The sequence below is a fragment of the Streptomyces sp. NBC_00691 genome (assembly GCF_036226665.1).
Taxonomy (GTDB): domain Bacteria; phylum Actinomycetota; class Actinomycetes; order Streptomycetales; family Streptomycetaceae; genus Streptomyces.
Map to the genome: position 1 here is coordinate 3,038,825 of NZ_CP109007.1, position 24,057 is coordinate 3,062,881.

At 74.3% G+C, this 24,057-nt stretch carries 20 protein-coding genes and 2 tRNA genes; 12 read left to right on the forward strand and 10 right to left on the reverse strand.

The window, feature by feature from the left end:
- The first annotated feature begins 1 nt into the window (after position 1).
- A tRNA-His gene (locus tag OG392_RS13635) sits at positions 2 to 74 on the forward strand.
- Positions 75 to 127: 53 nt separating this feature from the next.
- Here the strand turns inward: OG392_RS13635 and OG392_RS13640 are convergent.
- From OG392_RS13640 to OG392_RS13660, 5 genes are all read right to left on the reverse strand, one after another.
- Positions 128 to 1,471 (reverse strand): endo-1,4-beta-xylanase, encoded by a 1,344-nt coding sequence (locus tag OG392_RS13640; RefSeq protein ID WP_329279052.1) that lies wholly within the window; start codon positions 1,469 to 1,471, stop codon positions 128 to 130.
- Positions 1,456 to 4,131 carry a cellulose binding domain-containing protein gene (locus OG392_RS13645; RefSeq protein WP_329279053.1) on the reverse strand — a complete coding sequence of 892 codons (2,676 nt, stop codon included), beginning with the start codon at positions 4,129 to 4,131 and terminating at the stop codon, positions 1,456 to 1,458. Before OG392_RS13645 ends, OG392_RS13640 begins: the two co-directional genes overlap by 16 nt.
- A 251-nt stretch (positions 4,132 to 4,382) precedes the next feature.
- Positions 4,383 to 5,903, reverse strand: a complete 1,521-nt coding sequence (locus OG392_RS13650; protein WP_329279055.1) for a glycoside hydrolase family 18 protein — start codon at positions 5,901 to 5,903, stop codon at positions 4,383 to 4,385.
- 162 nt (positions 5,904 to 6,065) lie between these two features.
- A complete protein-coding gene (locus tag OG392_RS13655) occupies positions 6,066 to 7,475 on the reverse strand; it encodes a sensor histidine kinase (RefSeq protein WP_329279056.1) in 1,410 nt (469 codons plus the stop codon).
- A complete protein-coding gene (locus OG392_RS13660; RefSeq protein ID WP_329279058.1) occupies positions 7,472 to 8,173 on the reverse strand; it encodes a response regulator transcription factor in 702 nt (233 codons plus the stop codon). Before OG392_RS13660 ends, OG392_RS13655 begins: the two co-directional genes overlap by 4 nt.
- Positions 8,174 to 8,251: 78 nt before the next feature.
- Here OG392_RS13660 and OG392_RS13665 point away from each other — a divergent pair, with 78 nt between their 5' ends.
- Entirely contained in the window at positions 8,252 to 8,839 is a 588-nt protein-coding gene (locus tag OG392_RS13665; RefSeq protein WP_329279060.1) for a hypothetical protein, read from the forward strand.
- A 25-nt stretch (positions 8,840 to 8,864) separates the two neighbouring features.
- Here the strand turns inward: OG392_RS13665 and OG392_RS13670 are convergent, their stop codons facing one another.
- Entirely contained in the window at positions 8,865 to 9,731 is an 867-nt protein-coding gene (locus OG392_RS13670) for a spermidine synthase (protein ID WP_329279063.1), read from the reverse strand.
- Positions 9,732 to 9,808: 77 nt separating this feature from the next.
- The gene (locus tag OG392_RS13675) at positions 9,809 to 10,294 is read right to left on the reverse strand and encodes a hypothetical protein (RefSeq protein WP_329279065.1); all 486 of its coding nucleotides are present in this window, start codon (positions 10,292 to 10,294) and stop codon (positions 9,809 to 9,811) included.
- Between the two features lie 223 nt (positions 10,295 to 10,517).
- On the opposite strand from OG392_RS13675, the gene OG392_RS13680 reads away from it, so the two are divergent.
- On the forward strand, positions 10,518 to 11,804 hold the full coding sequence (locus OG392_RS13680) for a tetratricopeptide repeat protein (RefSeq protein ID WP_329279067.1): 1,287 nt from the start codon (positions 10,518 to 10,520) through the stop codon (positions 11,802 to 11,804).
- Positions 11,805 to 11,844: 40 nt separating this feature from the next.
- Here OG392_RS13680 and OG392_RS13685 read toward each other — a convergent pair whose 3' ends face one another.
- Positions 11,845 to 12,438: a histidine phosphatase family protein gene (locus tag OG392_RS13685; protein ID WP_329279069.1), complete on the reverse strand. Its 594-nt coding sequence runs from the start codon at positions 12,436 to 12,438 to the stop codon at positions 11,845 to 11,847.
- A 145-nt stretch (positions 12,439 to 12,583) separates the two neighbouring features.
- Here OG392_RS13685 and OG392_RS13690 point away from each other — a divergent pair, with 145 nt between their 5' ends.
- From OG392_RS13690 to OG392_RS13705, 4 genes are read left to right on the forward strand one after another with little or no spacing between them, the layout of a single operon-like run.
- Entirely contained in the window at positions 12,584 to 13,462 is an 879-nt protein-coding gene (locus OG392_RS13690; RefSeq protein ID WP_329279071.1) for a phosphatase PAP2 family protein, read from the forward strand.
- Complete coding sequence (locus OG392_RS13695) at positions 13,356 to 14,525, forward strand: hypothetical protein (RefSeq protein ID WP_329279074.1); 1,170 nt, start codon at positions 13,356 to 13,358, stop codon at positions 14,523 to 14,525. The genes OG392_RS13690 and OG392_RS13695 overlap by 107 nt, the downstream gene beginning before the upstream one ends.
- Positions 14,516 to 16,105, forward strand: coding sequence for a hypothetical protein (locus tag OG392_RS13700; protein ID WP_329279076.1), 1,590 nt, complete (start codon positions 14,516 to 14,518; stop codon positions 16,103 to 16,105). The genes OG392_RS13695 and OG392_RS13700 overlap by 10 nt, the downstream gene beginning before the upstream one ends.
- A complete protein-coding gene (locus tag OG392_RS13705) occupies positions 16,102 to 17,472 on the forward strand; it encodes an AAA domain-containing protein (protein WP_329279078.1) in 1,371 nt (456 codons plus the stop codon). Before OG392_RS13700 ends, OG392_RS13705 begins: the two co-directional genes overlap by 4 nt.
- Positions 17,473 to 17,532: 60 nt before the next feature.
- Here the strand turns inward: OG392_RS13705 and OG392_RS13710 are convergent, their stop codons facing one another.
- On the reverse strand, positions 17,533 to 18,159 hold the full coding sequence (locus OG392_RS13710) for a peroxiredoxin-like family protein (protein WP_329279080.1): 627 nt from the start codon (positions 18,157 to 18,159) through the stop codon (positions 17,533 to 17,535).
- 71 nt (positions 18,160 to 18,230) lie between these two features.
- Here OG392_RS13710 and OG392_RS13715 point away from each other — a divergent pair, with 71 nt between their 5' ends.
- The 4 genes from OG392_RS13715 (at position 18,231) to OG392_RS13730 (ending at position 20,244) form a co-directional block, all read left to right on the forward strand.
- Positions 18,231 to 18,845: a TetR/AcrR family transcriptional regulator gene (locus OG392_RS13715; RefSeq protein WP_329279082.1), complete on the forward strand. Its 615-nt coding sequence runs from the start codon at positions 18,231 to 18,233 to the stop codon at positions 18,843 to 18,845.
- Between the two features lie 144 nt (positions 18,846 to 18,989).
- On the forward strand, positions 18,990 to 19,346 hold the full coding sequence (locus OG392_RS13720; protein ID WP_329279084.1) for a hypothetical protein: 357 nt from the start codon (positions 18,990 to 18,992) through the stop codon (positions 19,344 to 19,346).
- Positions 19,347 to 19,553: 207 nt separating this feature from the next.
- Positions 19,554 to 20,180: a bifunctional DNA primase/polymerase gene (locus OG392_RS13725; RefSeq protein ID WP_329279086.1), complete on the forward strand. Its 627-nt coding sequence runs from the start codon at positions 19,554 to 19,556 to the stop codon at positions 20,178 to 20,180.
- Positions 20,171 to 20,244: transfer RNA gene (locus OG392_RS13730), tRNA-Lys, on the forward strand. The genes OG392_RS13725 and OG392_RS13730 overlap by 10 nt, the downstream gene beginning before the upstream one ends.
- A 68-nt stretch (positions 20,245 to 20,312) precedes the next feature.
- On the opposite strand, the gene OG392_RS13735 is transcribed toward OG392_RS13730, so the two are convergent.
- The gene (locus OG392_RS13735; RefSeq protein ID WP_329287249.1) at positions 20,313 to 21,563 is read right to left on the reverse strand and encodes a M6 family metalloprotease domain-containing protein; all 1,251 of its coding nucleotides are present in this window, start codon (positions 21,561 to 21,563) and stop codon (positions 20,313 to 20,315) included.
- Positions 21,564 to 21,919: 356 nt separating this feature from the next.
- Here OG392_RS13735 and OG392_RS13740 point away from each other — a divergent pair, with 356 nt between their 5' ends.
- Positions 21,920 to 23,893 carry a putative bifunctional diguanylate cyclase/phosphodiesterase gene (locus tag OG392_RS13740; protein ID WP_329279091.1) on the forward strand — a complete coding sequence of 658 codons (1,974 nt, stop codon included), beginning with the start codon at positions 21,920 to 21,922 and terminating at the stop codon, positions 23,891 to 23,893.
- Positions 23,894 to 24,057: the final 164 nt, after the last annotated feature.

A 24,057-nucleotide genomic window follows, 5' to 3' on the forward strand; every position in this document is an offset into this window, starting at 1 on the left:
GGTGGGTATAGCTCAGACGGTAGAGCACCTGGTTGTGGTCCAGGATGTCGCGGGTTCGAGTCCCGTTACTCACCCTTCTGATTCAGGCCCCGGTTCGATACGAACCGGGGCCTGAGTCGTTCTCCGGCTACGTTCCCGGCGCGCACCTGAGGTCCGTCGGGGGCGGGTTGGTCCCGGACCAGGTGCCGTTGAAGCCGAACGCGGTCGAGCCGGCCGGGGGAAGCGTCGCGTTGTACGCGAGGTGGGTGGCCGTCACCTCCGCCGCGGTCTGGGTCACCGCCGCGTTCCACGCCTGGGTGACGCGCCGGCCGGCGGGCTGGGTCCAGCGGACGGTCCAGCCGTCCAGCGGGGCCGTACCCGTGTTCCGGAGGGTGACCTGGGCCGTGAAACCGCCCGTCCACTGACTGGTGACGGTGTATGTGACGGAGCACACACCCGGGGTCGGCGGGGTCACCGGGGAGAGGGTCTCGGCGATCCCGGCGTACGCGGGCTTGGGCCGGAGGTTCTCGTCGTACGGCGTCGCCGCGCCCTGGCCCGGGAAGAAGTCCGGGATCCAGGAGTCGGAGTCGGTGAAGCCCCAGACGGTGACGCCCGCGCAGCGGGTGACGGCGAGGCAGGCGCGCAGGACGGAGGCGTAGTCCGCCTTCTGCTGGGCGAGCTGCCCGGCCGTGGCCGGCAGGGTCATCCTGATGTCGAGTTCGGTGATCGCCACGTCCACGCCGAGTTCGGCGAAGCGGCGCAGGTTGGCCTCCAGGGAGGCGGGGACCCGACCGAGCACGAGATGGGCCTGGAAGCCGACCCCGTCGACCGGGACGCCCTGGGCGAGGAGCCGCTTCACCAGGGCGTACATGCCGTCGCTCTTCGCGCCGACCGCGTCGGTCGAGTAGTCGTTGAGGTAGAGCCTCGCGGCCGGGTCGGCGGCGCGGGCCGCGCGGAAGGCGTCCGCGATGTACGACTCGCCGAGGGCCGCTCCCCAGAGCGAAGGACGCAGGGTGCCGTCCTCGGCCAGTGGTTCGTTGACGACGTCCCAGTGGTCGATCCGGCCCTTGTAGCGGCCGGCCTCCGCGGTGACGTGCTCGGTCATGAGGGTGCGCAGCTGCTCCGCGGTCCAGCCGCCGCCGGTGAGCCAGCCAGGGAGCTGGCTGTGCCAGACGAGGGTGTGGCCGCGGACCCGCTGGCCGTGGGCCTCGGCGAAGGCGACGACCCGGTCCGCGCCGGTCCAGTCGTGGGTGCCCCGGCCTGGCTCGACGGAGTCCCACTTCATCTCGTTGCCGGGGGTGAGGGAGCCGAACTGGGCCCCGGCCACGTCCGCGTACCCGCCGGTGAGCCTCCCCGCGGTGACGGCGCTGCCGAGGTAGACACCACGGGCCTCGGCGAGGTCCCGCAGCGGGGTGTCGGCGGCGGAGGCGGGGCCGGCGGGGGTGAGGACGGCGGCGAGGAGGGCCGTGCCGGCGATCAGACGACGGAGCATGTCGCCCCTCCGAGGGTGAAGGCGGCCGGCACGGGGTTGGTGCCGGTCCAGGTGCCGGTGAAGCCGAAGGAGGCGGAGGCGCCGGGGGCGACGGCGGCGTTCCAGCCGGCGTTCCGGGCGGTGACGGCGGTGCCGGTCTGGACCGGGATCGCGTTCCACATCTGGCCGACGCGCTGGCCGGCCGGGTGGTCCCAGCCCAGCGTCCAGCCGGTCCACGCGGTGGTGGAGGTGTTGGTGAGGGTGACATCGGCCTGGAAGCCGCCCTGCCACTGGTTGGTCACCCGGTACGCGACCTTGCAGGCGCCTCCGGCCGGGGGCGTGCCCGGGCCGGTGCCGTCGCCGCCGCCGGTCTCGCTCGTGTCGCCGTAGATGATGCCGCGGCCGTTGGTGGAGACGTACACCCGGCCGTAGACGCGCGGGTCGCCGGTGATCGCGCCGCCCGTCCAGCCCCACTGGTGGGCGTCGTCGTTGACGCGGACCCAGCTGGTGCCCGCGTCGGTGGAGCGGAAGATGCCGCGGACCCCGCCGATCTTCGCGCTGCTGAACAGGGTGGGGTACGTGGCTCCCGGAGCGGCCTTGCCGAAGCCGACGGTGTCGGCCTGCTCGACGCCGGGGATCCGGGTGAAGGTGGCGCCGCCGTCGGTGGAGTGCCAGAGGCCGTAGGCGGCGTCGGGGGCGCCGCCGGAGAGCCAGATGTCGCCCTTCCTGCCGGGGACGGCCTTGAAGCGGACGTCGCCCTCGGCGGGGAGGCCGGTGGCGCGGGCGGTGAAGCTCGCGCCGCCGTCCGTGCTGGCGTAGAAGGTGCCGGACGCGAAGCCGTAGAAGGTGAGCGGGTCGACGCGGTCGGACTCGACGGCCGCGCCGGCGGGGATGCCGGTCGAGGCGGTCCACGCCCCGCCGGTGCCGGTGTGGACGCCGGTGCCGGCCGGGCTCCAGACGAAGCGGGTGCCGTCGGCGCCCGCCGCGACCGTGCCTCCGCCGGTGACGCCCGGGGGCTCCTGTCCGGCCCGCCAGCCGGCGCCGTTGTCGGTGGAGAAGGCGACCCGCGGGCCCCCGTCGAGGTGGCCGGCGCGGACGACGGTGTCGGGCTCGGTCTCGGCGAAGTCGACGCTGGTGGTGGAGGTGAAGTGGGGGCCGGTGAACATCATCGACGGGACCTTGGTGAGGTCCGTGTGCCGGAAGCCGCCGATGTCGCCGAGCGCGCTGATCAGCGGGGCGCCGGAGGGCGGCGAGGCCAGGTCGAGGACGGCGGTCTCCTCCAGGCCCCGGACCATGGGCCGGATCGTGAAGGGCGTGCCGGTGTCCCACTTTCCGAGGTCCTCGGTGCCGTACACGGTGGCGCCGGTGCCGTACATCATGCGGTCGGAGTCGAAGGGGTCGATCTCCAGGGCCTCGGTCATCCAGCCGAGCTTGGGGGTCCGCTCGGGCGGGGCGGGGTTCGCGCCCCAGGTCAGCCAGGGCACGGAGGAGACGTCCATCGTGTAGCGGTCGGACCGGTTCGGGTACGAGGTGTAGTCCCAGGCCCTGGTCCAGCTGCCGCCGCTGTCGGTGGAGCGGAAGATCTGGGTGTCGGGGTACCAGGAGCTGTAGCCGGAGACCATGACGGTGCCGGGCCGTCGGCGGTCGACGGTGAGGCCGCTGAAGCCGTAGTAGGTGTCGGCCTCGGCGACGGGGCTGATGTCCGTCCAGGTGCCGGTGGCCGTGGCGTACCGCCAGACCTGGCCCTTGGCACCGTCGTACGGGCCGGCGGTGTCGCTGTACGCGAGGTAGAGGTAGCCGTTCTCGGCGTCGAGGACGCCCTTGTGGGCGAGGTATCCGGTGGGCTGGCCGGGGAGCCGGGTCCAGGTGGCTCCGGCGTCGGTGGAGCGGTAGACGGCGTTCTGTCTGTCGCCGACGCCGACGTAGATCGTGCGGGTCGCGGTGCCCGCCGTACCGGTGGACTCGTCGAAGGTGACCCAGACGATGCCCTGGCGGTCGGAGTTGTAGCCGCTGGTGTCGGCCGGGTCCTGCTGGTGGTTGCCGGGGTTGGTGAAGGAGGTGACCCTCGACCAGGTGGCGCCGGAGTCGGTGGAGCGCCAGAGGCCGTTGCCGCTGGGGGTGCCGAGGTAGAGGATCCGGTTGTCGTGCGGGTCGACGGCGAGGCGCTCGCCCATGCCGCGGCCGGGCATGTTGCCGCCGAGCTTGAAGGGGAGGTCGGCGCGCTGCCAGGTGGCACCCCGGTCGGCGGAGCGCAGGACGGCGCCGTTGCCGGGGTCCCAGTCGTTCGTGTACGTGCCGACGGCGGCGTACACCCGGTCGGGATCGACGCTGTCGGAGGCGAGCCCGACGACTCCGGTGTGACCCCAGTGGTCCCAGTCGACGGAGTCGAGGAGCGGGGTCCAGGAGGAGTCGGCCTGGTTCCAGCGGTAGGCGCCGCCGATGTCGGTGCGGGCGTAGACGAGGTTCCTCTCGGTCCGGTTGAAGACGATGCCGGGGACGAAGCCTCCGCCGTCGACCCGGACGTTCTTCCAGGTGTACGAGGAGGCGGCCGCGGCGGCTTCCACGGGGGCGGGGGCTTCCGGTGGGGCGGCCGTGGCCGGTGCCGCTCCGGTGAGGGGGCCCGCCAGGAGACCGGCGGTGAGGGCGAGCCCCGCGAGCAGGGGGCGTGTGCTGCTGCGCATGGATATCCCGTCGAAGGGTGTATGGGAGCGCTCCCACTATTGAGGTGGTGTCAGAGCACGGTCAAGGTGCGGGGATCGTCGAAGACGTTCGACGGGACCGGTGCCGAACGCCCCTCGCCCGCCGCCGGTCCGGGCGGACCCCGACCGGCGGCGGACAGGGGTGCGCGCCCCGGCCGGGAGGTGGGGTGTCTCCGGCCGGGGCGCGCGGTGTGGGGGGCGCTGTGGCTCCTGGGGGACCTGACGGTCCGGGGCTACTTGTAGGCGGCGAAGGCCTTCGTGAAGGCCAGCGGCTGCTGGAGGATCGAGGAGCAGGTGGCGTCGGCGCGGTTCACGGCGCCGTCCGGGCACTGCTTGTCCCGGGTCGAGGACCACATCGAGAGCCAGCCGAGGCCCTTGGACCTCGCGAAGTCGACGAGCTGGGTGGCGTCGTCGACCTTGAAGACCTCGCTCACGACGTCGTTGACGCCGATCATCGGGGTGACGGCGACGGCCTTCCAGGCGGCCGCGTCGGAGAGCCCGAGGACACCCTTGATCTGCGCCTGGGTCGCGGTCGCGGCCTGGATGGCGTACGCACCCATGTCGGCGCTGTAGGCCGGGCCGTAGTCCATCGCCATGATGTTGACGGCGTCGACGCGGACCCCGTTGCGCCTGGCGTCGGCGAGCAGGTCGATGCCGGGCTGGGTCAGGCCCTCGGGCATGACCGGCAGGGTGAAGGAGACGTTCAGACCGGGGTGGGACTTCTGGAGCTGGGCGATCGCCTGCGAGCGGCGGGTGTTGGCGGCGGTGTCCGGCAGGGCCCCGCCCTCGACGTCGAAGTCGACCTTGGTCAGCCTGTACTGGTCGATGACCTTGCCGTACGCGGCGGCCAGCGCCGAGGACGAGGAGCAGTTCAGGGCCAGTTCGTGCCCGGCGGCGCCGCCGAAGGAGACCCGGACGTCGCCGCCCTTGGCGCGCAGGGCGCCGATCTGGGAGGCGACCTTGTCGTTCGCCAGGTCGGTGACCCCGCCCCACAGCGGGGCGCAGGAGCCGCCGGAGGTGATGAAGGCGAGGTTGAACTCCTTCACGCCGGTGGCGTCGGCGGTCGCGAGGAGGCCGTACGCCGGGTAGAGCGACGTGTCGACGTAGGGGGCGTACCTGGCGGCGGTGACGGGCCCGCCGGTCGCGGTCGCCGTGGGCGTCGGGGTGGGGGTGGCCGTGGGCCGGGGAGGCGCGGTGGTGGTGGCGGTCGCGGTCGGCCGGGGGCCCGTGGTGGCCGTGGCGGTCGGGGTCGGCTCCGGGGTCGCCGTGGGGGTGGGGGCGGTCGTGGTGGGGCGGCCGCTGGGGGTGGGGGCGGTGCCTCCGGCGGAGCAGGCCGCCTTGTTGATACGGCAGTTGCCGGGGTCGCCGGCCTGTCCGGCGGCGGAGGTGACGAAGCCGACGGTGACGGACCGGCCGGGCGCGAGCTGCCTGTTCCAGTCGGCGGGCCTCACGGTGACATGGCTGCCGGAGACGGTGTGCTCGCCGTTCCAGAGGGAGCTGATGGTCGTGCCGGCCGGCAGGTCGAACTCCAGGGTCCAGTCGGACTGGGCGGCGGAGGTCTCGTTGGTGACGACGTACTGGCCGGTGTAGCCACCGGTCCAGGAGCTGGTCCTGGTGTAGGCGGCGCCGACCGAGGCTGCCTGGGCCGTACCGGTGAGCGCGAACGCGGCACCGCCGACGACCGCGGCGGCGACGACCGCGCCGACGACCTTGGTCCTGGTGCTCGCCCTGCGCCGGTGCGAACTCGTGCCCATCGCGTGCCTGCCTCTGCGTGCCGGGGGTGGGGAAGGGGTGCGGCAGCAAGCTAGCGACTGGGAAACGGACAAACAGGCGTCCGGGGACACGGGTGGGGATCCTTAGGCTCCGCTTAAGGAAGGCATCGGAACCACGAAAGGTTGGGGCGCGGCCGGTGCCGGTCAGCCCTCGGCGGCCCTGCGGGTGCCGGTTCCCCCGCGTCGGCGGCGGGCCGGGCGGTGACCGCGGCGGCCGGACGTGCCGCCCGTGCGGCGTCCGTCGAGGCCGATCCAGACGCGGACCTCGGTGCCGCCGAGCACCGAGTGACCGATGCGGACGTCGCCGCCGGTGGTCTCCGCCATCCGCCGCACGATGTCCAGGCCGAGGCCCGTGGAGCCGTCCCGGGAACCGCTGTTGCCCCGGGCGAGCGCGGCGGCCGGGTCGGCGATGCCGGGGCCCGCGTCGGAGACGAGGACGATGACCGCGTCCTCGCCGTTGTGGACGTCGATCGAGAAGGCCGTGGCCTCGGGGGTGTGCCGGAAGACGTTGCCGAGCAGGGCGTCGAGCGCGGCGACGAGTTCGGGGCGGGCGACCGGGATGCGGACCGGGCGGTCGACACCCGCGACGCGGACCCGGCGTCCCTCGTCCTCGGCGAGCGCCGACCAGAACTCCATGCGCTCGCGCACCACTTCGGCGGCGTCGCAGCCCGCGCCCGGTCCGGTCGCCTGGGTCTGCGGCTTCGCGTCCCGGGCGGTCCGGATGATGATGTCGACCTCGCGTTCCAGCTGTTCGACGGCGGCGCGGGTCTGCTCGGCGGCCGGTCCCGAGCCCAGCGAGGCCGCGTTGAGCCGGAGCACGGTGAGCGGGGTGCGGAGCCGGTGGGAGAGGTCGGCGGCCAGCTCCCGCTCGTTGGCGAGGAGCTGGACGACCTGGTCGGCCATCGAGTTGAACGCGACGGCGGCCGACTTGAGTTCGGGCGGCCCCTCCTCGGGGACGCGTGCGCCGAGCCTGCCCTCGCCCAGGTCGTGGGCGGCGCCCGCGAGCCGTTGCGCGGGCTGGACCATCCGGACGCCGAGCCGGTCGGCGACGGCGACGGAGCCGACGATCAGGGCGATGCCGACTCCGGCGAGGACCAGCCAGGCGGTGGCGACACCGTTGGACACCTCGCCCTCGGCGACGAAGAGTTCGACGACGGCGACCTTGCCGCTGCTGAGCGCGGTGGGCTGGAGCAGCGCGAAGCCGCCCGGTACCTCGGCGATGGACGCCCGGCCGAGCCGGCGGGTGGCGGCCAGCTCCTCCTCGCGGGCCCGCCGGGTGCCGATCTCCAGGCCCGGGTCGCCGGGTTCGGCGGCGGGCACGTGGACGGCGAGCCGTCCGGCGGCCCCGTCCTCGGTGGTGGCGACGGCCTTGTCGAGCTCGTCGCGGTCGGTGGTGATGGCGAGTACGGGGGCGAGGCCGGCGGCCCGCCGTTCGGCGTTGGAGAACGCCCGGTCGCGGGCCATCTCCTTGACGACGAGCCCGAGGGGGACGGCGAAGGCGACGACGACCATGGCGGTGACGGCGAGCGACACCTTGACGAGCGCCCATCTCACGGCTGCGGCTCCCGGGGCGGCTCCAGCTTCACGCCGACCCCGCGCAGGGTGTGCAGATAGCGGGGCCGTGCGGCCGTTTCGCCCAGTTTCCGCCGCAGCCACGACAGATGGACGTCGATGGTCTGGTCGTCCCCGTACGACTGCTGCCACACCTCGGCGAGCAGCTCCTTGCGGGGGACGACGACCCCGGGCCGTCCGGCGAGGAAGGCGAGCAGATCGAACTCGCGCCGGGTCAGGTCCAGGGGCGCCCCGTCGAGTTCGGCCTGCCGGCGCAACGGGTCGACGGTGAGCCCGCCGACCTGGATCACCCGCGGCGGCGGTGCCTCGCCCGCGGCGGACCGGGCCCGGCGCAGGACGGCGGCCATCCGGGCCGAGAGGTGGTCGACCGAGAACGGCTTCACGAGGTAGTCGTCGGCGCCGGCGTGCAGCAGCCGTACGATCTCCGCCTCGTCGTCGCGGGCGGTCGCGATGATCACCGGTACGTCCGTGATCCCGCGCAGCATCTTGAGGGCCTCCGACCCGTCCAGATCGGGCAGTCCGAGGTCGAGGATGACCACGTCGAACCGGAAATGGGCGACCTCGCGCAGCGCCTCCAGGGCCGTACCGACGCTCCGTACCGTGTGGGAGGCCTCGGAGAGCCGGCGGATGAGGGCGGAGCGCACGAACTGGTCGTCCTCGACCACGAGCACACTTGCCATGGGCCGCACCGTACGCCATTCGGGGGAATGTGAGGCAAGGAGCACCCTGCGGTGAGGGCGGGGACGGTGTGGTGCAGTATGGCCCGGATGCGAAGAGGACTCGTTCACGCCCTGGCCTGGTCGCTCGCCACCGGCGCGGCGGTCACGCTCTCCTGGTGGGGAGTGCACACGGTCATGTCCGGGACGGTGTACGACCCGCCGCGCGCGCTGCCCCTCCCGGCCGGCGGCGCCGGTGTGCCGGAGTCGCCGGGGACGGGCGGCAGCGATCCGCTCTCCTCCTCGACCCGTCGGCCCGAGTCCGTCGAGCCCACCGCGGCCGTCACGCGGAAGCCGACGCCGAGCGGCGACCGTTCGACCCCGGCCACCCCGTCCGCGGCCCCCTCGCGGACGGCGCGGCCGACGACCCAGGCGCCCCCCGCGACGACGCCCCCCGCCGACTCGGACGTGAAGACGTACACGGTGGACGGCGGCCGGGTCACCTTCGACCTGGGCGAGAACTCGGCCGAGCTGGTCTCGGCGATCCCCGCCTCCGGCTGGCAGATGCAGGTGTGGAAGCAGACGACCTGGATCCGGGTCACGTTCACGGCGAACGGCCGTGAACTGTCCGTCTTCTGCGTCTGGCACGACACCGCGCCCCGTGTGGAGATCGACGACCGCGCCGTCTGACGCGCCGCCCGCAGGGCCCGCCCGGTCAGCGGAAGACGGACGCGGGCGGTACGGGTGAGGGCTTGGCGCTCGCGTCGGTGACCGGCGCCGCTCCCCCGGCGAAGTCGGCGAGGGCCCGCCCGTGTTCGACCCGGCCCGGGTGCGGGTCGGTGGCGACCCGGCGGGTCAGCTCCGCCACCGGCAGTTCCCGGTCGGAGGCGAGCAGCACCGCGTTGCCGAAGCGGCGGCCGCGCAGCACCGTCGGGTCGGCGGTCAGGGCCAGCTCGGGGAAGACGGACGCGGCGGTGGCGATCTGGCCGCGAAGATGCGTCAGCGGCGGGCCGTCGGCCAGGTTCGCGGCGTAGAAGCCGCCGGGCCGCAGCACCCGCCGTACCTCTCCGAGGAACTCGGTGCTGGTGAGATGGGCCGGGGTGCGGGCCCCGCTGAACACATCGGCGATGACGAGGTCGGCCCAGCCGTCCTGGACCTTGGCGAGCCCGGCGCGGGCGTCGGTGGAGCGGACCCGGATCCGGGCCCCGGCGTCGAGCGGCAGCTCGCGGCGGACGAGCTGTACGAGGAGCCCGTCGAGTTCCACGATCTGCTGCGTGGAACGGGGCCGGGTCGCGGCGACGTACCGGGCGAGGGTGAACGCGCCGCCGCCCAGGTGGACGACCTGGAGCGGCCGGTTCGGCGGGGCGACGAGGTCGGCGATGTGGCCGAGGCGCCGCTGGTACTCGAAGGTGAGGTGGGCCGGGTCGTCGAGGTCCACGTGCGACTGCGGGGCGCCGTCGATGAGCAGGGTCCAGGCGCGGGGGCGCTCCCGGTCGGGTATGAGTTCGGCGAGCCCGCCGTCGACGGTCTCGACGACGGAGGCGGCGGAGGCCGCCCGGTCGCGCTGTCTGTTCCTGGCCACAGGCCCATTATCCGGGCATGCGCCCCGGCCCCGCCCGACGGCCCGGGCCGGTGGCGGCGGGAGCCGGGCGGCCACCCTCAGTGGCAGCCGTCCGCCGCCTCGATGAGCCGGGCCGCCTCGCCGAGCGCCTCGCGCAGGACGGCGGGGTCGGTGACGGGGTCGGTGTCGCCGGGGGGCAGCAGCCAGCCGGCGGGGCGGGGCGCGTCCCCGGCGGGTTCGGGCAGCTCCGGCAGCTCGGGGAGGCGCAGGCCGCGGCCCGAGGTCCGGGTGCACTCGCTGCCGGGCATGTCCCAGGCGGCGGCCGTGCCGGGCGGGACGAGGAAGCCGAGGGTGTCGCAGGTCCCGTCGTGGACGACGGGGCCGACGGCGGGGACGGCGCCGCGCCGCAGGATGTCGACGGCCTCGAGGCCCTGCCGGACCGGCACGGTCACCAGGTCCCAGGGTTCGGCGGGCTGCGGGGCCGCGGCCGGAACCCGGCTCCGGTCCTGGGGGACGGTCTGGGACGCGCGGGCGTCCGGGGCGGGCGCCTGGCGCGTGGCCGACTGGGAACCGATCTCCGACATGGGACCCCTCCTCGCTCCTGAGGAGACACGTTCCGTCTCTCCCTTACGGTTCAACGCCCGTGCGCGTCAACGGCTACGGCGCCATGCCGCCGCAAAGGATGGCAGTTCATGGCAGATCACAGGCGAGATATCCGATTTGTAGCCAAACTCTGCGTACGCATCCGGTCACAGCGGGTACGTTCTTGCCGCCGGACCACCCGGCAGCACAGGAGAGGGCTCGGCCATGGCGATGTCACGGGCAGTTCCCAATCTCGCCTTTCGCCGGCTCCGCGGGCAGCATTCGCCGGCGGAGTTCGCCGCGGCGGTCCGCCGGGCGGCGCGGGAGATCGGCGAACAGGTCGCGTGCGACGCCCGCTACATCGGGCGCGTGGAAGCGGGCGAGATCCGTTGCCCCAACTACGCGTACGAGCGGGTCTTCCTGCACATGTTCCCCGGTCTGGGTCTCTCCGACCTGGGCTTCTCCGCGCGGGAGACGGTGCGCGGCCGGCGGCAGCCGGTCGCGGCCGGGGCTCCGGCTCCCGCGGCACTCCCGACCCGGAACGATGAGGAGAGCGACGTGCTGCGTCGCGCATTCATGACGAGCGGCTCCGCCACCCTGGCGGCCGCCTCGCTGGGACTCGGCGGCCCCGCCGTCGCGATCCCCTCCCCCCGCGGCACCCACCGGATCGGCGACGCCGAGGTGCGGGCCGTCGAGGACGCCGTGCGGCGGATCCGTCTGCTCGACGACCGGCACGGCGCCGACGGGCTCTACAAGGTCGCCGCCCACCCGCTGCGGGCCGCGTACGCGCTGCTCGACACGGGCACCATGGCCCGCCGCTCCACCGAGGACCGGCTGCACGCGGGCGCGGGCGAACTCTCCCTCTCGGTGGGCTGGCTGGCCCACGACTCGGGCCGGCACGACGACGCCCGGTCGCATTACGCCGAGGCCCTCGCCACCGCGCGCGTGTCGGGGAACGCGGCCCTGGAGGCGCACGCCTTCTGCAACACGTCGTTCCTCGCCCGGGACACCGGCCGGTTCCGCGAGGCGGTGCGGGCGGCGCAGGCGGGCCTGCGGGCCGCGCAGCCGCTGGACTCGGCCCGGTTGCTCTCGCTGCTCTCGCTGCGGGAGGCGGCGGCGTGGGCCGGGCTCGGCGACCGGTCGGCCTGCGAGCAGGCCCTCGGCCGCGCCCACGACTTCTTCGACCGGGGCCCGGCGGACGACGACCCCGAGTGGATGTCGTTCTTCGGGGAGCCGGAGCGGGAGGCCCTGGAGGCCCAGTGCTGGTCGGCCCTGGGCGACTGGGGCCGGGCGGCCCGCCACTCCCACCGGGCCACCGTCCTGCAGAACCCGCACTTCGCGCGGAACCTGGCGCTCTACCGCGCCCATCTCGCCAAGAACCTGGCGCAGGCGGGCCGCCCGGACGAGGCCGCGGCGGAGGCGAAGCGGGTGGTGGACTCCCTGGAGGGGATCGCGTCGGCCCGGATCCGCGGCATGCTCTCGGACACCCGCCAGGTCCTGGCCTCGTACTGACCGGCGGCCGGGAGCCACTGCTCCCGGTGCCCGCTGCCGCCTACTCCAGGTGCCCGGTGTCGTTCCAGCGCTCGATCGCCGGGGCGCCGTACGCCCAGCCCAGGACGGACAGGCTCGTCGGGTCGAGGCGGATGCGGGAGGCGAAGGAGACGTCCTCACCGAGCCAGCGGGCGCCGATCGACCGCAGGATGTGGCCGTGGGCGAAGACCAGGACGTCACGGTCGGCCGAGCGGGCCCAGTCCACGACCTCGTCGGCGCGGTCCGACAGCTGCGCGAGGGTCTCTCCGTCCGGCACCGCGTCACGCCAGATGAACCAGCCCGGCCGGATGTCCTGGATCTGCGGCGGGGTCAGCCCCTCGTACGCCCCGTAGTCCCACTCCATCAGCGCGTCCCAGGGCTCGGCCCGCTCGCCGAAGCCCGCGAGCTCGCAGGTCTCGCTCGCGCGGACCAGGGGGCTGGTGCGCACCTCGACCCCGGGCAGTCCCTTCCAGGGGCCGCGGTGGAGCCGCTCGCCGAGGAGCTTCGCGCCGCGCCGCCCCTCTTCGAGGAGCGGTATGTCGGTCCTGCCGGTGTGCCGGCCGAGCAGCGACCACTCGGTCTGGCCGTGTCGGGCGAGCAGGATGCGCGGTGCCATGGGACGGGTCTCCAGGGGTTCACGGTGCGGACGTGCCTGTCTCCATCATCGCCCACGTGGATTCGGGGTGACGTGCGGGCAACCCCCGGGCGGCGTCCGGCGTCCCCTCCCCCGGGGCGATCACCGGCAGGGGGGACCTTTTCGTATGCGCAAGCCACGCTGGTGGGCCGAACTGGCGCTGATCGTGGTCGTGTACGCGGCCTATTCGGGCGGGCGGCTGCTGGTCCGGGGCGACGAGGCCTCCGCCGTCGAGCACGGGCTGGCGATCCTCCGCCTGGAGCGGCTCCTCGGGATCGACGCCGAGCACCCCCTGAACCGGCTGTTCACGGACGTGCCCGCCCTCGGGATCCCGGCGGACTTCGCGTACGCCTCGCTGCACTACCTGGTCACCCCGGCGGTCCTGGTCTGGCTCTTCCTCCGCCGCCCCGCCCGCTACCGGGCCGCCCGGACCTGGCTGATGGTCTCCACCCTGCTCGGCCTGGCCGGCTTCACCCTGCTGCCCACCTGCCCGCCCCGGCTGCTCGACCCGGTGTACGGCTTCACCGACACGATGGCGCACTTCAGCGCGTACGGCTGGTGGGGCGGCGAGGCCAGCGCGCCGCGCGGGCTCGGCGGTCTCACGAACCAGTACGCGGCCATGCCCAGCCTGCACGTCGGCTGGGCGCTGTGGTGCGGGGTGATGCTCTGGCGGTACGGGCGGACACCGGTCACGAAGGCGCTCGGGGTGGCGTATCCGCTGGTCACGACGTTGGTCGTGATGGGGACCGCCAACCACTATCTGCTCGACGCGGTGGCCGGCGCGGCCGTGATGGGCGCCGGTCTGCTCCTCACCCCGTACGCGCTGCGGCTCGCCCGGCGGCTGCGCGGGACGGCGGAAGCGCCCCCGGTTGTCAGTGCCGGATGCGAGACTTCCACGGGTGAGCGCATCCCCGGACAGCGGTCTGTCCCGACCTCCGCAGACGACACGTCGAGAAGAGGCCTCCCCGGCTCGAGCGAAGCCGAGAGCCTGGGAAAGGCTCGCTGAGCTGCGCGGACCGGCCACTCCGCCGCGTCCGCTGGACGCGCGGGCCCTCGCGGCGCTGGCCGCCAACCCCGGCTGCCGGCGCCGGGCCCTGCTCGACGGCGCGGGGGTCGACAAGTCCGCGCTGGCCGCGAAGCTCGGCTCCCCCGCCCCCTTCGGGCAGTCGCAGTTCGCGATCGTCCGGGGCAACTCCTTCGAGGCGAAGGTCAAGGCGGACGGCGGCCGCGAGCTGCTGCGCCTGATCGGGGTCGAGGAGCCCGGCGCGGTGTCCGTGCCCGAGCTGGCCGCCGCCGGACCCGAGGGACGGGTGGCGCGCACCGCGCTCGCCCTGCGGGAGGCGACGTCGGCGGGGACCTGGACGCTGCTCGACCATCCGCTGCTCGCCCTGGAGGTGGCCGGTTCGCCGGTGTACCTGGAGCCGGACGCGGTGGTGGTCGGGCCCGACGGCGGGTGGACGGTCGTGGAGATCAAGTCCTTCCCGATGGTCGACGGCGCGGCGGACGCCTCGAAGGTCGGCGCGGCGGCCCGGCAGGCCGCCGTGTACGTGCTCGCGCTCGAACGGGTGGCGGCGGTGACCGGGGGCGCCCGGGTCGCCCGGTCGGTCCTCCTCGTCTGCCCGAAGGACTTCTCCAACCTGCCGACGGCCTCGGTCGTCGACGTGCGCAAGCAGCGGTCGGTCACCCGGCGCCAGCTCGACCGGCTGACCCGGATCGACGAGATCGCGGCGGCCCTGCCGGAGGGCGTCAGCTTCGATGTGGCGGAGCATTCGGCCGAGGAGCTGGCGGCGGCCGTGGAGTGCGTGCCCCACCAGTACGCGCCGGAGTGCCTGGCCGCCTGTGAGCTGGCCTTCCACTGCCGGTCGCGGTCCCGGCAGGCGGACGCGGTGGAGACGCTGGGCCGTTCGGTACGCGGCGAGCTGGGCGGCCTGGCCACGGTCGGCGCGGTCCTCGCGGCGGCGCGGGGCGAGGAGGGCGACCCGGAGGATCCGGCGGTGGCGGCACTGCGCCGGGCGCGGGCGCTGCGCGAGGAAGCCCTGGCGGAAGCGGGGGCACGGACATGTCGCTGATCTCCACCCTGGCCCGGATGGAGGCGGTCGAGTCCGGGCGGGCGCAGCCCCTCGCGACCGTCCGGCACCGGCGGGTCTCCGAGCGGCCGCTCGTCCTCGTGCCGCTGACCACGGCCGGCGAGGCGGGCGCCCCGCTGGGCGCCCTCGTCGGCACCGACCCGGAGGACCCCCGGCTCCTGGTGGTGGCCCAGCCCCGGGACCGGGACCTGCGGTTCGCGTTCCTCGCCGACCTGGCGGAGGAGGTCCTGCCGTACATCGACTCCTTCACCGGCGTCGTCGAGGCGGCGGAGAGGAGCGAGGTCGACCCCGAGACCAACAAGAAGGTGAAGGTCGAGGTCGAGCTGTGCGCGGACGCGCCGCAGCTGATCGTGCCGAGCCGGGCGGGCATCGAGTACGTACGGCTGCTCGGGCGGTCGACGCGGTTCCGGCGGACGGCCGAGCAGGACCCGGAGACGCCGTTCCCGGCGCCGCCGCGCGTGCCGCTGCTGGGGCGCTGGCTGACGCACTTCGGCGACCGGGCCCGGGTGCCCGGCTCCTCGCTGCTGCTGTCGGCCACCGATCTCCTCAACCGGCACTGGGCGACCGGCCAGTCCTCCCTGGAGGACCAGCACCTGGGCGCCCTGCTCGCCTGGATCGATCCGCACGACGGGGAGCCGGGCGCCGAGGCGGCGCTGCGGGCCGAGACCGGGCGGGACTCCGAGGGGCAGCTGCTGTGCCCGCCCGCCGGTCCCGCCACCGATCCCGCCTTCGACAACCGGCTCCTCGCTCCGGCGATCGAGCGGTACGACCGGGCCCGGCAGGCCGTCGGCGCCGCCGAGGACGGGGAGGCGGCCGAGCGCGGACTCGGCGAACTGCACCGGTCCGAGCGGGAGCTGCGCCGGCTGGTCGTCGCGCAGATGAGGCCGACCTGGGACGCGGTCTGGCGGGCGGTCGGCCTGCTGCGGGAGCTGCCCGAGGGGGCCAGGGTCGAGGACCGCTGGACCCGCGACCGCTGGTCGTTCACCGCCCACCGGGACCGGGTCACCGCGGGTGAGCCGCCGCAGCCGCGCCGGGACGACGCGGTGACGGCGGCCCGCAAGCTCGCCGCGCGCGAGCAGGCGCAGGGCCAGCTGGAGGCGCAGGAGGCCCTCGACGATCCGCTGGTGCTCGCCGGGCGGCGGCTGTCGGGCGAGGCGTTCACGGCCGAGGTGGCCGAGGTGACGATGGCGTGGACGGAGTCCAAGCGGCCCGCGCCCCGCCCGCTGCTCACGGTCCGCACCGAGGACCGGCCGCACCTGGGCGAGAAGGTGAAGGTGTACCGCTCGCTGGACGGGAAGCCGCAGTCGGCGGAGTTCGTGCGGTACGAGGAGGACGGGGCGCTGCTGCTGCGTCTCCTCGACCGGATGGGCCGCTCGAAGGAGCCCGCGGAGGGCTCGGTGCCGGAGAAGGGCGAGCGGATCGCCTGGACGCTCTTCGAGCACGACCAGCGGGTCGGTCCACAGCTGCCGGAGGCGGAGGAGACGCCCTGGACGCACGGCGGTCCGCCCCGGACCGACGCCGTGGAACTGCCCGACGCCGTGACCGTGGAGGACGTGCTGTGACCGTGTTCGACCTCTCGACGCCGCCGGTCGGCGACGCGGCGCCCTTCGATCCCTCGGCCGCCGCGGGCAAGGCGACGGCCGACATCCTCGCCGCCACCCTGCGCGGCACCGCGCGCGGGGTCGTCGTGGACTCCCCGCCGGGCGCGGGGAAGTCGACGCTCGTGGTGCGGGCCGCGCTCGAACTGGCCGCCGCCGGACGCCCCCTGATGGTGGTGGCCCAGACGAACGCGCAGGTGGACGACCTGGTGCTGCGGCTGGCCGAGAAGGAGCCGGACCTGGAGATCGGCCGGCTGCACTCGAACGACAGCGATCCGTACGACAAGGCGCTCGACGATCTGGACAACGTACGGAAGTCGGCGAAGGCCGGTGAGCTGACCGGGCTGCCCGTCGTCCTCTCCACGGCCGCCAAGTGGGGGCACGTGAAGAACGTCGAGCCGTGGGCGCACGCGATCGTCGACGAGGCGTACCAGATGCGCTCGGACGCGCTGCTCGCCGTGGCGGGGCTCTTCGAGCGGGCGCTGTTCGTGGGCGATCCCGGGCAGCTGGACCCGTTCTCGGTGGTGGGCGCGGAGCAGTGGGCGGGGCTCTCGTACGACCCGTCGGCGAGCGCTGTCTCCACCCTCCTCGCGCACAACCCGGACCTGCCGCAGCACCGGCTGCCGGTGTCCTGGCGGCTGCCCGCCTCGGCGGCGCCGCTGGTGTCGGACGCGTTCTACCCGTTCACGCCGTTCCGCAGCGGCACCGGGCACGGGGACCGGAGGCTCTCCTTCGCGGTCGCGTCGGACGGTTCGGGCCCCGACCGGGTCCTCGACGAGGCGGCGGAGTCGGGCTGGGGCCTGCTCGAACTGCCGGCCCGGCACACGCCCCGCACCGACCCGGAGGCGGTCGGCGCGGTCGCCGTCGTGGTGCGCCGGCTCCTCGACCGGGGCGGGGCCGCGGTCTCGGAGCGCGCGGACACCCCCGTCCCGCTGACGCCCGACCGGGTCGCGGTCGGCACCGCCCACCGCGACCAGGCGGCGGCGATCCGGGCGGCCCTCGCCGAACTGGGCGTCACGGGCGTGACGGTGGACACCGCGAACCGGCTCCAGGGGCGTGAGTACGACGTGACCGTCGTCCTCCATCCGCTGTCCGGGCGCCCCGACGCGACGGCCTTCCACCTGGAGACGGGCCGGCTGTGCGTCCTCGCCTCCCGGCACCGGCACGCGTGCGTGGTGGTCTGCCGGGCGGGCGTCACGGACCTGCTCGACGCGCACCCGTCGGCCGATCCGGTCCAGCTGGGCGTCGCCGTGTCGTTCCCGGACGGCTGGGAGGCGAACCACGCGGTCCTCTCCCACCTGGAGGAACACCGAGTCGCCTGGACGCCCTGAGGCGGGCCCCGCGGTCCCGGTGGCCGTCCCGGGGCGGGGCGCCCCGGGGGACCTCCGGTGTCACGGGGTGTGGCGCGCGGCCAGGGTGAGGAGTTCGTCCACCGACCACTGGTCGTAGACGTGCTCGCCGTACTTCACGGCGGCCACCCGGCCGTCGGGGGTGATCAGGAAGTCTGCGGGGAGACCCAGCCGGCCGGCGGGCTGGGTGCCGGCCGGCAGCCGGCCCCGGCCCCGGAGCAGTTCCCAGGCGTCGCGGAGCACGCCGCCGGCGATCGCGGGCCAGCCGCGCGGGTCGAGCAGGGCCCGGCGGTGGGACTCCACGCCGAACGCGGTGTACAGCGCCTTGTCGGGGTCGGCGACGACGGCGAAGGGCAGGTGCGCCACGTGCTCGCGCAGCTCCTCGGCGGGCGAGTGGAAGAACACGACCTCCCGGATCCCGGCCCGCTCGATCTCGTCGTGCCGCCGGGCCACCGCGCGCAGATGGAGATTGCAGACGGGGCAGCCCGCGAAGCGCCGGAACTGCACGTGGGTGGTCCGGCCGGGGTCCGGGAGGGTCAGCTCCGGGCCGATCACGGGGGTGAGGGCGCGGCTCGGCACGAGGTCGCCGGGGGCGGGCCGGGCGCGGGACGGGGTCGCGGGGGACATCGCGGGCGAGCTGGTCGACGGGGCTGTCCGGGGCATGCGCATGGGACACCATCCTCGTAGGCGTACGGCGTACTCCTAACAGCGTAGGCGTAGGTCGTACGCTGTCAACCGTCATGCCACGCCCCCGCTCCCTCACTCCCGACCGGCTGGCCGCCGCCGCACTCGCCGTCATCGACCGCGACGGACTGGCCGCCCTCTCGATGCGCACCGTCGCCAGGGAACTCGGCATGAGCCCCATGGGGCTCTACCGCTACGTCGCCGACCGCGAGGAGCTGGAGGCGCTCGTGGTCGACCGCGTCCTGGGCGACGTCGACACCACCCCGCCCCCCACGGACGCGCCCTGGCGGGACCGGATCGAGACCATGGCCGGACGGCTCCGCGACGCCGTCGTCCGCCACCCCGAGGCCGTCCGGCTGACCCTGGCCCACCGGCACCGCGCACCCGGCGGCCTGATGTGGTCGGAGACCGTGCTCGGCATCCTGACCGAGGCCGGCATCGACGGACCGCGCCGGGTCGTCGCCCTGCGCGCGCTCCACGGGTACCTCACCGGCGCCATCCAGCTCGAACACCTCGGACCGCTGGCGGGAGCGGGCACCTCGGCCATCGCCGCGCTGCCCGAGGACAGGTTCCCCCACCTGACCCAGACCGCGCGGACGGCCCGCGAGGTCGACCCCGACCAGGAGTTCTTCGGCGGCCTGCGGCTGCTCCTGCGCGGCCTCGACGGCTGACCGCGCCCCGGCACCCGACGCCCTCTTGCGGGGAGCGGGACAATGGAAGACGGCCCGGGGTTCCGGGCCGCCCGTGTGCGAAGAGCCGGTGCGCGACGCGCCGGTGCGTACAGCGTGAACGTGAGCGTGAAGAGGAGAGCGACGATGGCGGAACCCGCGGAGCGGAGCGGACAGCGGCGGCTCAGGCCGGCACCGCTGGTCTTCGAGCCTGCCGAGGCGACCGCCGACCCGGAGCACTTCTTCGACCTGGAGTCGATAGACGATCCGCGCGAGCTGCTCTCCCGCGCGACGGAGCTGACGCTGGCGTTCCGCGCGGCGACGGACCGGGCGACCGAGTTCCAGGCGATCGCTGCGGCGCAGCTGGCGGATCCGCGCCGGTTCGACCGCCTGACGCCGGCGGACGTCGCCGAGCGGGCGGAGTGGACCGAGGACTACGCCCGGAAGATGATCGAGTTCGGCCGCGACCTGATCAGGACGAACGGCCGGCCGCCGGAGGACTGAGCCTCCCGACGGCCCGAGAGCCCTCCGGTGCGCCCCCCGGGCCACCCGGAGGGCTTCGTCGTATCTGGCCGAGGGCTTCGTCGTACCTGGCCGAAAAAGCACCCCTGGCATATGCCGAGTGCGCACGATACTCCTCCCTCCCCCCTTCTGTCCGGAATTCCATGAACTCTCGGCGACCGGAGCGTGACAGCCGGTAGATCTGGAGGTATGACGACGTGGACGCGCGACGAGGCCCAGCACGACATCTTCCGGTTCCTCCGGGAGGGCGACGAGGGGCGTCACCAGACCGCCCGGGTGACCGCCGACGGCGCCTCCTGGCTCGCCTCCGCCACCGGGAGCCGCGAGGCCGCGCTGACCCGCTGGGAGTCCCGGCCCGCCTCACCGGCGGCGCTGCCCTGCGGGGCCGTCTTCGACGTCGTGAACGTGGACCCGGTCTTCGGGCGCCGCATGCTGGACCGACTGTGGGAGGAGGGCCCGGGTTCGGGGCCCGTCGCGATGCACCGGGGCCGGATGATGCTGTTCACCGCGCCGGGCACGGCCCAGCGACTGCCGGCCCTGCTCGACTGGGAGGAGTGGGGCGACGCCGTCCCCCGGCCGCTCTGTCACGGACTCGGGGACGCGGTGACGGTGCCGCCGCTGGTGCCGTCCGGCCCCGGCGGGCCCCGCTGGCTGGTGGCGCCCGACACCCGGAATCCGTGGCTGCCCGGCCCCGAGGTCGTGCTCTGGGCCTGCGTGCGGGCCGTCCGGGCGGCTTCCGCCGCCGACGTGCGGGTATCGATTTTTCCTCCCGCCGATCCGGGTGCTAATGTCTACGACGTCAGCAGGCGCCGCTAGCTCAGTTGGTTAGAGCAGCTGACTCTTAATCAGCGGGTCCGGGGTTCGAGTCCCTGGCGGCGCACAGACAGAGGAAGCCCCTCGCGGAAGCGAGGGGCTTCTTCGTTTCCCGGTGTCCCCGGTCCCGGCCGCTCAGTCGACGGACGGCGGGGTGATCCTGACCGTCCAGGCACCCGCCCCGGTCCGTTCCGCGACCTCCACGCGCACCCCCGTCCCGGGCACGGTGAGCGTCTCGCCCTCCTCCAGCGGGGCGTCCGCGAGCGGCGGGTAGACCGAGCGGTCCCAGCAGGCGTCCGTGCGCGGGTGCGCGTCGACGACCTCGACGGGGCCGTCGCCGGAGGCCGCGTTGCCCCGGACCCGGTAGACGAGGACGCCCTCGGTGCAGGTCTCGGCGTCGTTCCCGGCGCTGCCCCGGGCCTCGACGGCGAGGACGGTGTCGGGACCCGTACGGACCACGGCGAGCCGGGTGCCCAGGCTGGCGCCGGGCGTCGGCTGGGCGTCGGTCGGCTCCAGGCTCACCATCCGGGGGCCCGTTCCCTGGACACAGGCGATCTGGGCGCGGGAGAGCCAGCCGAGCTTCCACTTGTGCCAGCCGAACAGGTCGGGCGAGAGCCCGAACTGGCTGCCCATGACGTCCCAGTCACCCACATGGGTGTCCCAGTCGCCCTTGCCGTCCGCCGGACGGTGATAGAGGTCGGGCAGGTCGAAGACGTGCCCGGTCTCGTGGGCCAGGACGTTCCGGTCGGGCGGATGCCGCTCGAAGACGGTGACGACCCGCTTGATCTCGGTGCCGTCCACCTCCATCGGCTTCTCGAGGTTGACGACCTTCGTCGCGTCCGAGTCGACACCGGGCGCGTCCGGGTCGGCGACCAGGTAGACGATGTCGTACCGGGAGAAGTCGACCCTCGCGTCGGCGGCGGAGATCGCGTCCCGGAGGTAGGCGGCGCGCTGCCCCGCGTCCCAGTCACGCCGTATGTCGTACGCGCTCGACTCCTTGGGCATCGGGGTCCAGACGCGCTGGACGTGCGGGCGCAGACTGAAGCGCCCGTAGGAGGCGCGGGTGAAGAACTCGCTGGTGGCGGGGAAGTGGTCGGCGGCGAGTTCGGCCGGCTGGGTGAGCGGCTCGGCGTCCGGGAACGACAGGAAGATCATGACCGCGTCGAGGGTGCGGTCGGGGCGCGGATACGACCTGTTCCAGGTGTCGAGCCCGAGCGAGTGATGGGCCGCCGTACGGGGCAGGGCGCAGGGGCTCGCCGAGGGGGCGCCGACGGCGGGCCCGGCGACGAGCCCGGTGGCGGCCAGGGCGGCGAACGAGGTGAGGGCCGCCGCGCCGGCGCGGAGCCGCGAGCGTTCCACTCCCCCGGGTGGCTGCTGACCCCTCACGTGGACCTCCGGATCGGGAATGCGGGACACCCCACCCACCTTGTGACGGTTTGCGGCGTTTCGCATGTTTCCGCTGCCCCGGTCGGGTGAGGGCACGCCATGGGGTCGACGCGACACGAGCCCGGTTCGACTCACGGAAAGTCACATTCGGTCACGACCTCGTCGACCCGTGTCAGACCCGCGCAGAAACGATCGGGCGAGGTACGGCGGTGGGCGGTCTCACAGCGCCGGGAGCCCCCCGCGGGCGCCTCGGAGCTGGAAGCCTCCCCCGTACGGGCTCTATGATCGGCACACTCTTCCTCGGCCGACCGTCCCGACCACATGTGACCGGCCCGACTGCACTACGGGAGCGAGCGGTGAGCGGAACCCCCGAAGGACCGGTGCACCCAGAGCCGCCGGAGACGCGCGCGGCGGAATCCGCACTCACGGAGCGTCACCCCCCGTACGGCGGCGAGCCACGCGTCGGCTGCTCCCCCTCCGAACTCCGCGACTACCGCGCCGCCTTCCGCGCCGCCCACCTCGCGATGGCCGTCATCGACCAGGACGGCGTCGTCGTCACGGCCAACGACTCCTTCGGCACCCTCCTCGGCGCCGGGCCGGAGGCGCTCCGCGAGCAGGCCGCCGCCGACCTCGTCGACCTCGCGTCCGACGGGCGCACCTGGCACGCGTACCGCGAGGTGCTGCGCGGCCAGCGCTCCCGCTTCCGCTGCACCCGCCGCCTCAAGCACGCCGACGGGCGCTCGCTGTGGGCCGAGGTCACCGTCGCCCCCATGCCCGACAGCCGGCACGTCCTGCTGTCGATCGCGGACATCAGCGACCGGCGCGAGCTCCAGGCCCGGCTGCGGCACCTCCAGATGCACGACCCGGTGACCCGGCTGCCCAACCGCGCCCTGTTCTTCGAGCGTCTCTCGGCGGCCCTGGAGGCCTCGGCGCAGGACGCGGCGGACATCGCGAGCGCCGCGGCCATCGCGGGCACCGCGAGCGCCTCGGCCACGACGGGGGCGGCGGGCCCGGTGGGCTCGACGGGTGCCACGGGCCCCGGCGCCACGATCAGCTCTTCGTACGAGTCGTACGGGTATGGCAGAACAGGGCGGATCGGTCTCTGCTACCTCGATCTCGACGGCTTCAAGGCCGTCAACGACACCCTCGGCCACCGCGTCGGCGACCGGCTCCTCGCCGCCGTCGCCGCCCGTCTGACCGAGTGCGCGGACAGCGACGGCTACACCCGCAGCGGCGGCCATCTCGTGGCGCGGCTCGGCGGGGACGAGTTCGCGATCCTGGTCGAGGACTCCAGCGGCACGGAGCAACTCGCCGACCTGGCCCGCTCGGTGCTGTGCGCGCTCCAGCGCCCCTTCGACCTCGGCGGTCAGCGGCTCTCGGTCTCCGCCTCGATCGGTGTGGTCGAGCGCTCCGGGTCCGGCACGACGGCGACGGCCCTCATGCAGGACGCCGACACCACGCTGTACTGGGCGAAGGCGGACGGCAAGGCCCGCTGGACGCGCTTCGACCCGGAACGCAACGCGCACCGGATGACCCGGCAGGCGCTCTCCTCCACCCTGCGCCCGGCCGTGGAGCGCGGGGAGTTCGCCCTGGAGTACCAGCCGCTGGTGGATCTGACGGACGGCGCCGTGCGCGGGGTGGAGGCGCTGGTGCGCTGGAACCACCCGCAGTTCGGCGTCCTTCCGCCGAATCGGTTCGTCGGCATCGCCGAGGAGGACGGCTCCATCGTGGAGCTCGGCCGCTGGGTGCTGCGCACCGCCTGCCGGCAGGCCCGGCAGTGGCAGAAGGACCATCCGCGCGAGCGCCCGATCTTCGTCAGCGTCAACGTGGCGGTACGGCAGGTCTGGGACTCCGACCTGGTCGCCGACGTGGCCGGCATCCTCGCGGAGACGGGGCTCGCCCCGCACCTGCTCCAGCTGGAGCTCACCGAGTCGGCCGTGATGGGCTCCGCGGGCCGGCCGCTCCAGGCGCTCCAGGCGCTGAGCGACATGGGCGTGCGCATCGCGATCGACGACTTCGGCACCGGCTACTCGAACCTCGCCTATCTGAGCCGGCTGCCGGTCTCGGTGCTCAAGCTGGACGGTTCCTTCGTCCGCGGCTTCCAGGACGAGGAGCACGCCAACCCGGCGGACGAGCTGATCGTCGAGGCACTGGTGCAGCTGGCGCACCGGCTGGGTCTCACGGTCACGGCCGAATGCGTGGAGACCTCGGGACAGGCGAGCCGGCTGCGCAGGATCGGCTGTGACACGGGGCAGGGCTGGCTGTACTCGCGGGCGGTGGCGCCGGACCGCATCGCGGAACTGATCGGCACGGAGCCGCTGCCGGTCTGAGCCCGGGACGCCGGGCGGCCGGGCGTGGGGTGGTCGTCCCAGGCCCGGCACCGCTCCGGGCCGGAGGCATGGAACTGCCCCCGGCCGGAGGGACATTCCGGGCGGGGGCAGTGGTTCATGCGGGGGTCAGCGGGGCACGTGAGCTTCCCGGGTCCCGGTCAGGG